9 protein-coding genes, 1 pseudogene and 1 riboswitch are annotated in these 15,084 nt (G+C 67.2%); of the genes and pseudogenes, 2 read left to right on the forward strand and 8 right to left on the reverse strand.

Annotated features, from left to right (window positions below; genetic code table 11):
* Positions 1-47 precede the first annotated feature (47 nt).
* The 4 genes from DNK89_RS20720 to DNK89_RS20735 all read right to left on the reverse strand — a co-directional run bounded on the left by DNK89_RS20720 (position 48) and on the right by DNK89_RS20735 (position 5,517).
* A complete protein-coding gene (locus tag DNK89_RS20720; RefSeq protein WP_238990882.1) occupies positions 48-1,682 on the reverse strand; it encodes a tannase/feruloyl esterase family alpha/beta hydrolase in 1,635 nt (544 codons plus the stop codon).
* A 187-nt stretch (positions 1,683-1,869) separates the two neighbouring features.
* On the reverse strand, positions 1,870-2,895 hold the full coding sequence (locus DNK89_RS20725; protein WP_110961644.1) for a LuxR C-terminal-related transcriptional regulator: 1,026 nt from the start codon (positions 2,893-2,895) through the stop codon (positions 1,870-1,872).
* Between the two features lie 201 nt (positions 2,896-3,096).
* Positions 3,097-4,194, reverse strand: a complete 1,098-nt coding sequence (locus DNK89_RS20730; protein WP_110961645.1) for a M14 family metallopeptidase — start codon at positions 4,192-4,194, stop codon at positions 3,097-3,099.
* 111 nt (positions 4,195-4,305) lie between these two features.
* Positions 4,306-5,517: a M20 aminoacylase family protein gene (locus DNK89_RS20735; RefSeq protein WP_108626405.1), complete on the reverse strand. Its 1,212-nt coding sequence runs from the start codon at positions 5,515-5,517 to the stop codon at positions 4,306-4,308.
* 76 nt (positions 5,518-5,593) lie between these two features.
* On the opposite strand from DNK89_RS20735, the gene argE reads away from it, so the two are divergent.
* Positions 5,594-6,751 carry an acetylornithine deacetylase gene (argE, locus tag DNK89_RS20740; RefSeq protein ID WP_110961646.1) on the forward strand — a complete coding sequence of 386 codons (1,158 nt, stop codon included), beginning with the start codon at positions 5,594-5,596 and terminating at the stop codon, positions 6,749-6,751.
* Positions 6,752-6,797: 46 nt separating this feature from the next.
* On the opposite strand, the gene DNK89_RS20745 is transcribed toward argE, so the two are convergent.
* A complete protein-coding gene (locus DNK89_RS20745) occupies positions 6,798-7,946 on the reverse strand; it encodes an ABC transporter substrate-binding protein (RefSeq protein WP_110961647.1) in 1,149 nt (382 codons plus the stop codon).
* Positions 7,947-8,082: 136 nt separating this feature from the next.
* On the opposite strand from DNK89_RS20745, the gene DNK89_RS20750 reads away from it, so the two are divergent.
* On the forward strand, positions 8,083-10,203 hold the full coding sequence (locus DNK89_RS20750; RefSeq protein ID WP_110961648.1) for a molybdopterin-dependent oxidoreductase: 2,121 nt from the start codon (positions 8,083-8,085) through the stop codon (positions 10,201-10,203).
* Between the two features lie 146 nt (positions 10,204-10,349).
* On the opposite strand, the gene DNK89_RS20755 is transcribed toward DNK89_RS20750, so the two are convergent.
* From DNK89_RS20755 to DNK89_RS20765, 3 genes and pseudogenes are all read right to left on the reverse strand, one after another.
* Complete coding sequence (locus DNK89_RS20755) at positions 10,350-11,030, reverse strand: type 1 glutamine amidotransferase domain-containing protein (protein ID WP_110961649.1); 681 nt, start codon at positions 11,028-11,030, stop codon at positions 10,350-10,352.
* A gap of 141 nt (positions 11,031-11,171) precedes the next feature.
* Entirely contained in the window at positions 11,172-12,248 is a 1,077-nt protein-coding gene (locus tag DNK89_RS20760) for a hypothetical protein (RefSeq protein ID WP_238990883.1), read from the reverse strand.
* Between the two features lie 221 nt (positions 12,249-12,469).
* A pseudogene (locus DNK89_RS20765) lies at positions 12,470-14,814 on the reverse strand (penicillin-binding protein 1A).
* A 159-nt stretch (positions 14,815-14,973) separates the two neighbouring features.
* A riboswitch (glycine riboswitch) is annotated at positions 14,974-15,064 on the reverse strand.
* Positions 15,065-15,084: the final 20 nt, after the last annotated feature.

Consider the following 15,084-nt stretch of genomic DNA (forward strand, 5'->3'; position numbering starts at 1 on the left):
AAAAAAGGCACGCCCCAGGGCGTGCCTTTTTGCATCCAATGTGTTGCTCAGGTGGCTGAGCAGGTAAAGCTCTCTGCCTTGCTCGGGTCACCCGTGCCGTTGTAGCGCGGGAATTGGGGGTACTCGCACACCGGGCGCTGGGCCACCGGCGTGCTCGTGCCCGGGGCGAACTTGGTGGCCACCAGCTTGTCAGGCGCCGTGCCCTTCTCCACCCAGGCGTCCATGGCGGCCAGCAGGTCGATGGAGCGCGGCTCGGTGCCCACGCCGTCCAGGTCATGCCCGTTGGAAGGCGAGGTGACCATGCGTGCAAAGGTCTGTACCTTGCTGGCGCCCAGGCGCTGTTTCACCGTGTCGAAGTATTCCGCCGTGCGGTACAGCGACACGCAGGTGTCGCCCAGGCCATACCAGATCAGCAGCTTGCCGCCGTTGTCGGCAAAGGCAGCAATGTCTGGGTCCGTGCCGTCGATCATCTCGGCCAGCCGGCTGTACTGCGCCTGGTACTGCGTGGGGTCGTGGGTCAGGATGTTGGCGTTGGGGTTGCCTTCCACCAGTCGCGCAGCTTCGGTCACGGCCATGTGGTTGAACGAGTCGGGCGTGTCAAAGCTGGTGCCGAACATGTACGACTGCCAGTCCGATGTGGACGCACCGCCCCGGCCATAGCGCGGGTAGCCCACGGCGCCGCGCGACAGGGTCACGGGCGTCTTGTGGTCGCTGTAGATGAGGCGGATGGACTCGATCTGGCCAGCCGTGAGGCAGCTGTCGTTGTCCGCTCCCTGGCACAGCAGGTCGGTGGGCACGTAGTTGCAGGCCTCGATGTTGCCGATGATGCCATCCTTCAGGCCATCGAGGCCGTCGCACGCCGCCACCTCGGCCTTGGCATACAGCGCGATCTTGGCAGGGCTCATCCAGTTGTCGCGGCTCTTGAAGATGTGGCGCAGCACCGTGGGGCCCAGGTTGACCTGGTGCGCCTGCTGGGCGATGGCGGGCTCCATGGCGACCACGCCGTCGTAGTCCTTGGGGTACTTCTGCGTGGAGATGAGCCCCGAGCGCCCACCGTTGGAATGGCCCATGTGGTAGCGCCGGGTGGGACGCTTGCCGTAGAACTCGGTTGCGATGGCGGTGCCCACCTCCAGCACGAAGTGGTTGGCGTCGAACGCATGGTTGCGCAGCGCCACGTCGCTGCGGCCCCAGGCAAAGCCGCGCACCTGGTGGCCGGAGTCGGAGCTGATCTTCACGTACGGGTTGGCCGAGGGGCCCACCAGCTGCTGGTACCACGGGTCGTCGGTGGGGATGAAACCGTCAAAGCCGCCACCGCCAATGGTCAGCGTCTTGCCGTTCCACTGCGCGAGCGTGGGCAGCTCTACCGCCCAGTTGATGGTGGAATCGGGCGAGGAAACGATCTGCCCGCGCACGATGCAGGCATCGGGCAAGGTGGCGTCGGCCTTGCGCAGCTCGGTGCGGGTGACTTTGGCGCCATGGGGGAGCGCGGCAGAGGTGTACGCGGCGCAGGCTTCGGCCAGGGGTTTGCTGGCCAGTGGGGGATTGGCGTCGCTGCCGCCGCCGCAGGCGGTCAGGGCCAACGTGGCCACGGCACCCAGGGTGCAGGCGGCAGTCCATCGCCCTGCGCGTGCCAGGGCGTGGCGCCGGGGCGCCGCAGTGAGGGAGTGAGGATGGGGGAACATGCGAGGGTCTCCTGTTATGACGGTTCTTCAGGAGTCCAGGCCGGGCGACGGTGTGGCCCGCACCGGTGTCTGGACTCCGGTGCGGACGATAGGAAAAGGCGGCGCGGTTGCAGCCTCTGCAAATGCAGAGGGAGCGGGAAACTACCGAGCACCGCAGGGTCCACCTGCGGTACCCCGTAACCACCCCCTACTGGTGGCGAAGCGCGGCCACCAACTCCAGCTTGTTGCTCACGCCCAGCGCGGCATAGGCCGTGCGCAGATAGGTGCGCACCGTGGCGGGGGTGAGGCCCAGCGTGGCCGCAATGTCTTTGTGCGAGCGGCCCTGGGCGTAGAGCATGGCGGCGCTCAGCTCGCGCGGGGCCAGCGCCTGCTTGTGCTGGCGCGAGGCCAGGCTCACCGCCACCAGCGGCCCGCAGGGCTCCAGCCGCAGGCGGCAGGCCTTGCCCACCGACAGGGTGCAGGGCGCGCCCGCCAGCGCCTGCGCCACCGCCGGTGGCAGGTGGGTGCCGTTCCAGCCGGGGCAGGCCTCGCCCAGCGCCCGGCTGATGCGCAGTCCGGCAAACAGCAGCTCGCCCGACGGCCGGGCCAGGGCAAAGCGGTCCCATGGGCGGCCGGGGGTGTCGCTCTGCAGACGCTGCAGCCGGTGGTGCCACTGCTGCAACAGGTGCAGGACGAATTCGCCGAACAGCACGGTCTCGCCGTCCGAAAACTCGGGCCGCGTCGGCGGGCGATAGATGGAGACAAAAAACATCAGTCCGCTGTCAGGCAGCTCGGCCGTGAGGGCCATGCAGTGGTGCAGGCCGTGGCGCTGGCTGAAGGCCAGCACCTGCGGGTGCTCTGGAGCCTCGCCGATCACATCGCGCTCGCGGATCACCACCCCGAGCTGGCGCATGGACTGCAACCCAAACTCATCGACGGCCGCCAGCGCGTTCCACTCCTCGGCAAAACTGCGACTCAGGCCCATGCTGCCGTGCAGCCAGTTGCGGGGCGCTACCTGCACGTCGCCCGCAGAGACCTCGCCCCACCAGGCGGAATCAAAAGGCACCAGGCTTTGCAAGGTCTGCATGGCCTGGTGCAACAAGTCCTGTGGGGCCACCTGCTGGGCGTGCTCAGACAGCTGGAGCAGGCTGCGGCTCAGCGCGCGCAGCGGGTCGGGCGGGGGCACGAAGGGCTGCCGTGCCGGCCCTGCCTGCCGGGCAGAAGGCGGGCTCATCGGCATGCGCGTCGCCCCGCATCGTGCACAGGGTCAGAGGCCATGGTGTCTCCTGGTTTTTGGGGCGATGGTAGCCGCCCTGCGGTGGCAGCCCCAACCCTCCTGAACCCGTACTACCCGCCAAACCCCTGCGCAATCACTACTATATTGATAGCACCACAGGCATATGAAACTAGCACCTGGGGCTACTTTGGCACAAAATCAGGCCGCTAGCCCGTCCACCGCCTGGAACATCGACTGCCGTGCCTGGCTGATGATCTGGCCCTTCCACACGTCGGTGTCGGTGTAGAAGGCCGCCAGCATTTGCGCCTTGATCTGGGCCGCCTTGTCAGCCGGAGTTTCGGGGTGCAGATTGAGCCATTGCTCGGCACGGATGGCGTTCATCACGTCGAGCACGGGCACCGTGCCGTACTCCATGGCAATGCCGGTGTACTCGGCATGGGGGCACTCGTCGTAGATCGAGGTCCACATCAGGCCGGTGAGGAAGGCCGAGGTGGACGAGCCGTCGTAGATCGACGTGACCGGCGTGGCGCCGCCGCCGTCCCACCAGGCGCGTGCGCGGGCCACGGCCACGGCGTCGTCATTGCCGGCATAAATGCGCTCGCCATGGCCGCTGGGGCCCAGGCCGGTGTGCAGGTCAATCCAGGCAATCTTGGAAGCTGCGGCACCGTGCTGGCGCAGCACCTGGCGCAGCGTGCGGTTGCTCCAGGTGGGCTCGGTGCCACCAAAGAACACACCCTGCGGAAACTCGTGCTGGCCCTGCGAGATGGCGGCCTGCCACGCGGCCTCGCCCTTGGTGGCGATGTACTCCGCCACCGCCGCCTGGTTCTCGGGGCCGGGCGGCCACTGCTCGGGCAGCAGCAGGGGCTGCACCTCGCGGTAGGCCGTATTCACCGGCAGGGGCTTGCTGAAGTCCTGGAAGTTGCGGTTCAGGTCCACGTTCTCGTGCGTGAAGCGGCGCACGTGCGAGAAGCCATAGGGATTGAGCGCGTGGATGTAGAGCGTCGCTACCCCCGCATCGCGTGCCTTGGCGCGCCACTCGGCATCGTGCAGCGCAAACACCTGCACGCCGCTGCCGCAGTAGCCCTCGACGCCATGGCAGGCGCTGCTCACGATGAGCAGCTTTTTCGCATCGGTAGGGCCGTCGCGCACCACGTCCATGGCCAGGTCTTCGCCGTCGCGGCCCTTGAGCGGGTGGGCGTGCGATTCGATGGGCAGGCCGGCGGCTGCGGCGGCCTCCAGAAACTTGGTGCGTGCCTGGGCATAGCTGGGCGAGAAGGCTTCAACGATTCCGGTCATGGGCAGGGCTTTCAGGAGTCAGTGGGGAGACAAAAAGAAAACCCGGGCACGCGCGCTGCGCGCGCCCGGGTGGAGGAGGATCAACGCCGCTGCAAGCTGCTTCAGGCTGCTTCAGGCTGCTTTGGCAGGCTGGGCCAGCCATTCCTCGGCCAGCTTGACCCAGTAGGTCGCGCCCAGCGGGATCAGGTCGTCGTTGAAGTCATAGCTGGGGTTGTGCAGCATGCAGGGGCCGCCGCCGTGGCCCATCTCGCGGTGGGCACCGTCGCCGTTGGCGATGAAGCAGTACGCACCGGGCTTGGCCTGCAGCATGTAGGCAAAATCTTCGGCGCCCATGGTGGGCTCCTGGACTACCACACGCTCTTCACCCACGATGCCGGTCATGACCTTGCGGGCAAATTCGGCCTCTGCGGGGGAGTTGACGGTGGGCGGGTAGTTGCGCACGAACTCGAATTCGCAGGTGGCGTCGTGCGCAGCGCAATGGTTCTCGGCGATCTGGCGCATGCGCTTTTCGATGAGGTCCGTCACCTCGGTGGTGAAGGTGCGTACCGTGCCCTGCAGCTCCACGCTGTCAGGCACCACGTTGGTGGCCTCGCCCGCGTGGATCATGGTGACCGAGATCACGCCCGCATCCACCGGCTTCTTGTTGCGGCTGATGATGGTCTGGAAGGTCTGCACCATGCCGCAGGCAATCGGCACCGGGTCGATGCCGGTGTGCGGCAGCGCCGCATGGCCGCCCTTGCCACGGATGGTGATCTTGAACTCGCTGGTCGATGCCATCACCGGGCCGGGGCTCACCGCAAAGGTGCCCACGGGCATGCCAGGCCAGTTGTGCATGCCGTACACGGCCTCCATAGGGAACTGCTCGAACAGGCCGTCCTCGATCATCACGCGGGCACCGCCGCCGCCTTCTTCGGCCGGCTGGAAGATCAGGTACACGGTGCCGTCAAAGTTGCGGTGCTTGGCAAAGTGCTGCGCGGCCGCCAGCAGCATGGCCACGTGGCCGTCGTGGCCGCAGGCGTGCATCTTGCCCTGGTGTTTGCTGGCGTGGGCAAAGGTGTTGAACTCCTGCATGGGCAGGGCGTCCATGTCGGCGCGCAGGCCGATGGCGCGGCCGTTGGCGCCGCCATCGCGCCCCTTGACGATGCCCACCACGCCCGTCTTGCCCAGGCCCCGGTGGATGGGAATGCCCCACTCGGTGAGCTTTTGCGCCACCACGTCGGCGGTGCGCACCTCTTCGAAGCACAGCTCGGGGTGGGCGTGAATGTCCCGGCGCACCGCTGCAATACTGGCCGCCTGGGTGACGATGGAGTCAATAACGTTCATGATATGTGTCCTTACGATCTCACAGTCTAGCCCGGGAGCAACACACGTGCCAACCCGGGTTATTCGCTAGCCACCCATGATTTCTGCCCACGCCCTCGAACTTGCGCAAACCCTGGTGCGCATGAACACCGTCAGCCACAACTCCAATCTGGAGCTGATCCATTTCATCCGCGACCACCTGGCCAGGCTGGGCGTGAAAAGCCGCCTGACCTTCAACGAGGACAAGACCAAGGCGAACCTGTTCGCCACGCTGGGCGAGGGCAAGCCAGCGGGCATCATCCTCTCGGGCCACACCGACACGGTGCCGTGGGACGGGCAGGACTGGACCATGGACCCGCTGAGCGCACTGGTCAAGGACGGCAACCTGTACGGGCGCGGCAGCGCCGACATGAAGGCCTTCATCGGCGTGGCCGTGTCGCAGGCCGAGCAGTTCCTGAACAGCGATGCGCCGTTTGCACTCCACTACGCCTTCAGCTACGAGGAAGAGATTGGCTGCTTTGGCGTGAAGGAACTCATCGCCGACCTGCGCGACGCCAACATTCAACCACTGGCCTGCATCGTGGGCGAGCCCACCAGCATGATTCCTGCCATCGCGCACAAGGGCGTGTACCGCTACAAGTGCTGCGTGCGCGGCAAGGAGGCGCATTCCTCCCTCACGCCGCATTCGGTCAACGCCATCGAGATGGCCGCCCGCGTGGTGGGCCGGGTGCGCGACATGGCGGAAGACTTTGAAAAGAACGAGCCCCGCTTCGAGGGCTTTGACGTGCCGTTTTCCACCAGCAGCGTGGGCCAGTTCCACGGCGGCATCGCCGACAACGTGGTGCCGCGCGACGCCGAGTTCCGCTACGAGTTCCGCGACCTGCCCACGGCAAACGCCGCGCAGATGCAGTCTGAAGTGGTGGCCTACGCCAAATCGCTGGAGCCGGGCATGAAGAAAGTGGCGCCCGCAGCGGGCTTTGAGTTCGAGACCATCTGCGAGATACCAAGTTTTCTGGGCAGCAAGGACGACCCGGTGACGCGCCTGGCGCAGGAGCTGTCGGGCGAAAAAGGCACCACGCTGGTGGCCTTTGGCACCGAGGCGGGCCTGTTCAAGAACGCGGGCATCTCCACCGTGGTGTGCGGCCCCGGCAGCATCCAGCAGGCCCACCAGCCGGATGAGTACGTGAGTCTGGAGCAGTTGGGCCGCTGCGAAGCGTTCATGCAGGGGCTGGCGCGCACGCGCACGCTGGGCTGATCGCTTCAGGGCTGCGGGGCCTGCGCGTGCCCCCGCCCAACAGAGATCAAGTCCTGACCCGGCCGTCCCCGGTCAGCATCGACATCTCGACAAACTTCGACGCCGCGTGGCTGGTGGCGCTGAACGACACCGGAAAGCCCGAGATCACCTGGTTGCCGATGGACTCGGTGCCGGTGATAAAGCTCTCGCGTGTGATCTTGCCGCCGGCCTGGGCCTGGCGCAGGCCCTCGGTGAAGACGCGGGCAGCCAGGTAGCCCTCCATGCTGGAGTAGTTGGGCTGCACCTTGTCGCCGCCCTTCTTGATGGCCTCCAGAAACTCGCGCGTGATCTGGCGCGAGGGCTGGTAAGGCGAGGGCACCACCTGCGACACCACCACACCCGCGCCGTCCTTGCCCAGCTCGTCGGCCAGCGCCTGCGTGCCCACAAACGACACGTTGTAGAACGTGCCGCCAAAGCCCGCCTTGCGCGCCGCACGCACAAACGCGGCAGCCGACGCGTAGGCCGTGATCTGCACCACGGCATCGGGCGCGGCGGGCACCAGCTTGTCCACGGCCGCTTTCACGTCCGTGGAGTTACGCTCCACGGTGGCCGTCGCCACGGGGGTCAGCTTCAGCTCGGCCAGCGCGCGGTTCACGCCATCGAGCCCCGCCTTGCCGTAGGCGTCGTTCTGGTAGAACACCGCAATCTTCTTAAGCCCCAGATTGGTGAGTTGGCGCACGATGAGCGCGGTTTCGTCGTAGTAGGACGCACGCACATGAAAGATCAGCCGGTTGAACGGCTGGCGCAGCGCCTCGGCGCCGGTGAAGGGGCCAAAAAACGGCACCTTCTCCTTGGTGAACAGCGGCAGCGCGGCCAGGCTGGTAGGGGTGCCGATGTAGCCAAACAGGGCAAACACCTCGTCGGCAATCAGCTTGCGGGTGTTCTCGGCGCAGCGGTCGGGCTCGTAGCCGTCGTCCATGGTGCGGATCTCCACCATGCGCTTGCCCACGCCGCCCTGGGCGTTGAGCTGGTCAAAAAAGAGTTTGGCGCCCTGGTTGAACTGCACGCCCAGCTGGGCCGCCGGCCCGGTGAAGGCGGCTGACTGCCCCAGCACGATGCGCCCCTCGCCCTGCGCACGCGCTAGGCCGAACCCACCCAGTGCCACGGCCCCCATGCCCACCGAAAACTGCCTGCGCCCCAATACTGTCTGGTTCATGGTGAAATCTCTGCTCTTGTAAGAAGAAAGAAGGGGCATCCCCCTCTGCACTGCCGGTAGGCAGCCCCGTGGAAACAGGGGCCCATATGCACGCCTGTTCCAACCCTGACAGCCAGTTTAACGATCCAGCCCCCGAATGCCCACGCCTTCTGACGCTAAATCCCCTCCATCGGCACTGATTCAGGTGCGCGGCGCCTGCCCCCACGACTGCCCCGACACCTGCGCCCTGCTCACCACCGTGGACGAACACGGCGTAGCCACCCGCGTGCAGGGCAACCCCGACCATCGCCACACCGACGGCGCGCTGTGCGCCAAGGTGAGCAAGTACACCGAGCGCAGCTACCACCCCGAGCGCGTGCTCACGCCGCTCAAGCGCATCGGCCCCAAAGGCAGCGGCCAGTTCGCCCCCGCGACCTGGGATGAAGCCCTGGCCGACATCGCCCAGCGCCTGCAGGCCGTCGCCGCGCGCGCGCCCGAAGCCATCCTGCCCTACAGCTACGCGGGCACCATGGGTATGGTGCAGGGCGAGAGCATGGACCGGCGCTTCTTCCACAAGCTCGGCGCCTCGCAGCTCGACCGCACCATCTGCGCATCCGCTGGTGCCGAGGCGCTCACGCAGACCCTGGGTGGCAAGGTGGGCATGAAGGTGGAGTTTTTTGCCGAATCGCAGCTCATCCTGATCTGGGGCAGCAACTCCATCGGCAGCAACCTGCACTTCTGGCGCTATGCGCAGCAGGCCAAGCGCAGTGGCGCCAAGCTGGTGTGCATCGACCCGCGCAAGAGCGAGACGGCTGACAAATGCCACGAGCACATTCAGCTACGCCCCGGCACCGACGCCGCGCTGGCCCTGGCGCTGATGCACGAGCTGATCCAGAACGACTGGCTGGACCACGACTACATCGCCCGCCACACGCTGGGCTGGGCGCAGTTGCGCGAACGCGCCCTGCAGTGGCCGCCCGAGCGCGCGGCCGAGGTGTGCGGCATTCCGGTGGAACAGATCCGCCAGCTGGCCCAGGACTACGGCACCACGAAGCACGCCGCCATCCGCCTGAACTACGGCATGCAGCGCGTGCGCGGCGGCGGCAATGCGGTGCGCGCCGTGGCCTGCCTGCCTGCGCTCACAGGCGCCTGGCGCCACCGCGCGGGCGGCGTGCTGCTGTCCAGCTCGGGCCAGTTCCCGGCGCAGCGTGCAGTGCTGCAGCGGCCCGACCTGATGCCCGCCAAAACGCCGCGCACCATCAACATGTCTACCATTGGCGACGACCTGCTGCGCGACACGTCCGCCCAGTTCGGCCCCAAGGTCGAGGCCATCGTGGTCTACAACAGCAACCCCGTGGCCGTGGCGCCTGACTCCAGCAAGGTGGTGCAGGGCTTTGAGCGCGAGGACCTGTTCACCGTGGTGCTGGAGCACTTCCGCACCGACACGGCCGACTACGCCGACTACATCCTGCCCGCCACCACGCAGCTGGAGCACTGGGACATCCACCTGAGCTACGGCCACACCGACGTGCTCCTCAACCGCCCCGCCATTGCGCCGCAGGGCCAGGCGCGCAGCAATGCGCAGATCTTCCGCGACCTGGCGACGCGCATGGGCTTTGCCGAGCCCTGTTTTGCCGACAGCGACGAGACCCTGTGCCGCCAGGCCTTTGGCGACGCCGTGGACTACGCACTGCTCGAAAGCCAAGGCTTTGCCACGCTGGCGCTGCCCGACGCGCCGTTCGCCGAAGGCAACTTCCCATCACCCTCTGGAAAGTGCGAGTTCTACAGCACCCGCCTGGCCGCGCAGGGACTGGACGGCCTGCCCGACCACCTGCCCAACTACGAACTGCAGGGCACCAACACCCGCTACCCGCTGGCGATGATCTCGCCGCCCGCGCGCAACTTCTTGAACTCCACGTTCGTCAACGTGACAAGCTTGCGCAATATTGAGGGCCGGCCCCTCCTGGAAATCCACCCCGACGACGCCGAAGCGCGCGGCATTGCCAACGACGCCGTGGTGCGCGTGTTCAACGACCGGGGCAGCTACCTGTGCCACGCCAACGTGTCCCGCCGCGCGCGGCCGGGCGTGGTCAACGGCCTGGGGATCTGGTGGCGGAAGCTGGGGCTGAACGGCACCAACGTGAACGAGGTGACCAGCCAGGCGCTGACCGACCTGGGCCGTGCGCCGACGTTTTATGACTGCCTGGTGGAGGTGGAGGCAGCAAGCGCCGCCGATGCCGGCATGGATGCCGGGGCCCGCGCCAGCACCACGGCCTGAGGGTGGCTTGAGATGCTCGGCTTGCTATCCATTTAATAGCTGTCAGCGCAATATCCACTAGCGCTTGCAGCCATTTTGGCCCTTAACCTGCGCAAACACCCGTTCTGCGCAGGATCTGCGGCCATGCAGGGCTCCTTCGCGGCCCCTTACCCCAACAGCTTCAGCAACGCGTGTGCGCCCTGCTCGGACGATGCCGGGTTCTGCCCCGTGATCAGCGTGCCATCGGTCAGCACATAGGGCGCCCAGTCAGGGCCTTTGGAATACACGCCGCCGTTGGCCTGGAGCATGTCTTCCACCAGGAAGGGCACGATCTTTGTCAGCTGCACCGCGTCCTCTTCGGTGTTGGTAAACCCCGTGACCTTCTTGCCCTTGACCAGCGGTGACCCGTCGGGCGCCTTGGTGTGGCGCAGCACGCCGGGGGCGTGGCACACCAGCGCCAGCGGCTTGCCTGCGGCAAAGGTCTTTTCGATGAGGGCGATGGACTGCGGGTCTTCGGCCAGGTCCCACAGCGGGCCGTGGCCGCCGGGGTAGAACACGGCGTCAAAGTCCCCGGCCTTCACGCTGGATAAAGGCACGGTGCTGGCCAGCTGCTTCTGCGCTTCGGCATCGGCCTTGAAACGGCGCGTGGCATCGGTCTGGGCGTTTTCGTCATCGCTCTTGGGGTCCAGCGGCGGCTGGCCGCCGTGGGGCGATGCCAGCGTGATCTGCGCGCCGGCGTCCTTGAACACGTAGTACGGGGCGGCAAACTCTTCCAGCCAGAAGCCCGTCTTTTTGCCGGTATCGCCCAGTTGGTCGTGAGATGTGAGAACCATGAGGATGTGTGCCATGGAGGTCGCTTTCTGTAGGGGGTGAATCGGAAAACCAAACCACCACCGTAGCAGCCGTCGCGCATCTTGTCCCGCTATACGGGCAGGTTTGCGGCATTGGCTTACAACGCGGCGCGGCCGTGCGTGCCACGCCTTCGCCCTTCAACGCAGCTGCCGGTCCAGAAACTCCGCTACCTCGTTCTCCAGCGTGGCGTGGTAGGCCACGCGATCAAAGCCCTCGGGGTTGGCGGCAGCGTCTCCCGCCTCAGATGCCAGCGGCCAGACGGACTGGGCCATGAAGGCAAAGTGGCCCGCGCCCGGCACCGTGCTGGCCTGTGCAGCAGGCAAATTCGCCGCCACGTAGCCGCCGTGGTACTTGCCGGTGAGCACGGCATCGCGCTCGGCCACCATGAGCCGCACGGGCACGCTGATGGCCTTCAGGCTGCCCGGCGTGAACACCACGGCCATGGGTGCCATGGCCACCACGGCACGGATGCGGGGGTCTGCCACGGAGACCAGCGGACCATCCTGCGCGGCGGCGGGGACCTGCGCGGACGCTGCAGCAGCCGGTGCGGCCTGAACAGACTGGGCACGGCTCGGGAGCTTGCCCAGGCTGCAAAAGCCGGGGTCGTCCGACACGCTGCGGCAGTGCTGCGCCGCACGGGCGGGCTCGGCCTGGGCACCGGCCAGTGCCAGCACGGTATAGCCACCCGCCGAGTGGCCCACGGCGCCAATGCGCCCGGCCGGTATACGGGGGCCCCATTCAGGGCTGGCCAGCAGGGCATCCAACACGCGGCTCGCCTGGCGGGGGCGTTCGCTGAAGTACCGGCCGGAGGTGATCATCGACCGGTCTTCCCAGTTGTCGCCCGGGTGGCGCAGCGCCGCCACCAGATAGCCGTCGGCCGCTAGGCGCGTGGCCAGGTTGTGGTGGCCCAGCTCATGGCCGCCGGTGCCGTGCGAGATGAGGATCAGGCCCTTGAGGGGCGTGGTTGCCACCGGCGCCCCCGGCGTAACCACGGGCCGCCATGGGCCCATGGGCTGGGTGCGCGCCACCACCGGCGTGGGGTAGAACAGCGCCACGGTCACCGGCTCGACGCCCGGGACCACCAGGGTGCGCAGCCCGGCGTACTGGGCCGATGCCGGCGTGGCCCAGGCCAGCAGTGCTACAAAAGCCGCCAGCAGCGGGGCACGGGCCGTGCGCCATGCAGAGCGGAGGGCCAGGAGGAGGATGAGGGTCACGGTGCGCCTTTCGTCAAATGCCACCCAGAGGGGCGGCTTGACGGCACTGTAGGTGGCGCAACCGGCGGGCTCCATCGCCCTGCGACGAAACGCGGCTGTGCGGCGCGAAATGCGCCAGGAGAGGGACGTAACGATTGCCAAAGGCACAAGGGTGCTACAGCAAACAATCGCCCCACAGTACGTAGCACCTAGCGCTTGCCCACCAGGAGCCAGATGCGTTCTCACCCCATATCCAACGAGCCCTCGGGCTGCGGACGGCGCCAGTGGCTGCACTCAAAGGGGCTCTGCACAAACGCGGTACGGTCGTCCACGCAAGTGCCAAACACGTACTCGGGGTACAGGTAGTCGTCGCCAAAAAGCATCAGATCCAGCGGCAGGGTGCGCAGCACCGGCTGTCGCCCTTGGACTGCCACAGCCATATAGTCGGTCCATACCGGCAGCGCCAGCGTGCCGCCGGTATGCCGGCCCAGACTGCGCGGCTGGTCGTAGCCGATCCACACCACCGAGGCCACGCCCGACGAATAGCCCGCAAACCATGCGTCCCGCGCGTCGTTGGAGGTGCCGGTCTTGCCCGCCACATCAGGGCGGCCCAGCGACTTAGCCCGCCTGCCGGTGCCGTGCTCGACCACGTCGCGCAGCATGCTGTCGAGCACGAAGGCATTGCGCTCGGACACCGCAGTGGTGCGGGGCGATGGGCCGCCAGCTTCGTACAGCACCTCGCCGCCGCGCTCGCTCACCTTGCGGATCAGCCGGGGCTGCACCAGCGTGCCACCGTTGGCGAACACGGCGTAGGCCTGCGTGAGCTGCAGCGGTGTGACGGCACCTGCGCCCAGCGCCAGCGGCAGCCGGGACGGGTTGAGCGCGGGGTCGAAACCGAAGCGGGTGGCGAACTGCTGCACATATTGCGCGCCCGCCGCCTCCATCAGGTTGACGGCCACCATGTTCTTGGAGAGCACCAGGCCACGCCGCGCCGAGATGAAGCCCTCGTATTGGCCGCCGTAGTTGCGCGGGCGCCAGGCGGCGCGCCCCCGTGCGGCGGGGATGACAACGCGCTGCGTATCGTCGACCAGCGTGCCCGGCGCATAGCCCTTCTCCAGCGCAGCAGAGAAGATGAAGGGCTTGAAGGTGGAGCCGGGCTGGCGCTGGGCCTGCACCGCGTGGTCGAACTGGTTTAGTGCTTGGTCGAAGCCGCCGGTCAGCGCCAGAATCTCCCCGGTGTCCGTGTCCATGGAGACCAGCGCACCTTCCATGCCGGGCAGCTGCGCCAGGCTCCACTGCTGGCGTACGTCGACCACCACGCGGATCACCGCGCCCGGTGCAATGCGCCGCTGCGGGGGCGTATCGGGCGCCAAGGCCTCGCGGGCGCTGGCAGTCAGCCGGCTGCGCGGAATCTGCACGCGCGTGCCGTCGCGCAGCAGCGCGGAAATGCCGCCCGCCTGCGACGCCTCGCGCACCAGGGCCACACGCAGTTCACCGCTGTCCCGGTACGGCGCCAGCGCTGCACGCAGGGCCCGGGGGTGGCCGTTTCGGGCGGCCTCGGTGTGCGGTAAGCGGGCCTCGGGGCCCGCATAGCCCAGCGACGCTTGCGCGCGCAGCAGCCCGGCGCGCAGCGCGCGCGTGGCGGCCTGCTGCTCTGCCACGCGCAGGGTGGTGACCACATCCAGGCCCAGCGAATACACAGCCTCTCCAAACCGATCCACCACCATCTTGCGCGCTTGTTCCACGGCAAACGCTGCGGCGGGGTCGATGGAACGTGGCTGCGTGCGAAACGTGAGCACCTCGGCACTGGCCGCGTCGTAAGAGGCGGTGTCCAGGTAGCCCAGCGCGTGCATGCGTTGCAGGATGTACTGCTGACGCACGGTGGCGCGCTCGCGATTGACGACGGGGTTGTAGGCTGAAGGGGCCTTGGGCAGGCCGGCGAGCATCGCGGCCTCGGCCACCGTCAGCTCGTCCAACGTTTTGTCGAAGTACACCGAGGCTGCGGCCGCAAACCCGTAGGCCCGCTCGCCCAGATAAATCTGGTTCATGTACAGCTCCAGAATCTTGTCCTTGCTGTACGTGGCCTCCAGCTTGTAGGCCAGCAGGATCTCCATCAGCTTGCGGCTGTAGGTTTTCACCCTGCTCAGAAAGAACACCCGCGCCACCTGCATCGTGATGGTGCTGGCGCCCTGGGCGTGCTCGCCCGTCACCACGTTGCGCAGCGCGGCGCGTGCCAGACCCGTGAAGTCCACCGCGCCGTGTTCGTAAAACCGCGCATCCTCAATCGCCAGCAGCGCCTGGCGCATGTGCAGCGGTATCTGACCAATGGGCACAAATTCGCGGCGCTCTTCGCCAAACTCTGCCAGCAGGCTGCCGTCGGCGGCATAAATGCGCAGGGGCAGCCGGGGGTCGTAGTCGGCCAGGTGGTCCACGGTGGCAGCTGCTGCCACAGCAGGTGCAGCACATAGGCCCCTCCGGCGCTGCCGGCCAGGACGAGCCCTGCGAGAAACCCGCAGAGGAACTTCAGCGCCGAGCGCTTTTTTGGAGGCACTGCTGCGGGCGCAGCAATAGGGGGTGAGGAGGACATCGGAGGGAACTCTGGCTGGGCAGCGCCCGCGCAAAAGCGGGTCTGCGGCGCCTCTCCCCCTGTCCCTGTTACCTGAGAGTTTCAGCTGCGGTGGCAGCCAGCCCCTTCGGTGGACCCCGCCCGCGTTGCGCGGTGCGGCGGCCTCTCTCCAGTCGGCGATGGTCTCTTGCGGTCCGGTGTGCCTGAGCGATGATGGGAGTTTGCGCCTTCGGCGGGGGCAGTGCACGCCCCTCTCTCCCGCAAGATCAGGATTTACTCTAACCCACGCGC

Origin of the sequence: Acidovorax sp. ST3 (assembly GCF_003231145.1) — a bacterium.
Taxonomy (GTDB): domain Bacteria; phylum Pseudomonadota; class Gammaproteobacteria; order Burkholderiales; family Burkholderiaceae_C; genus Acidovorax.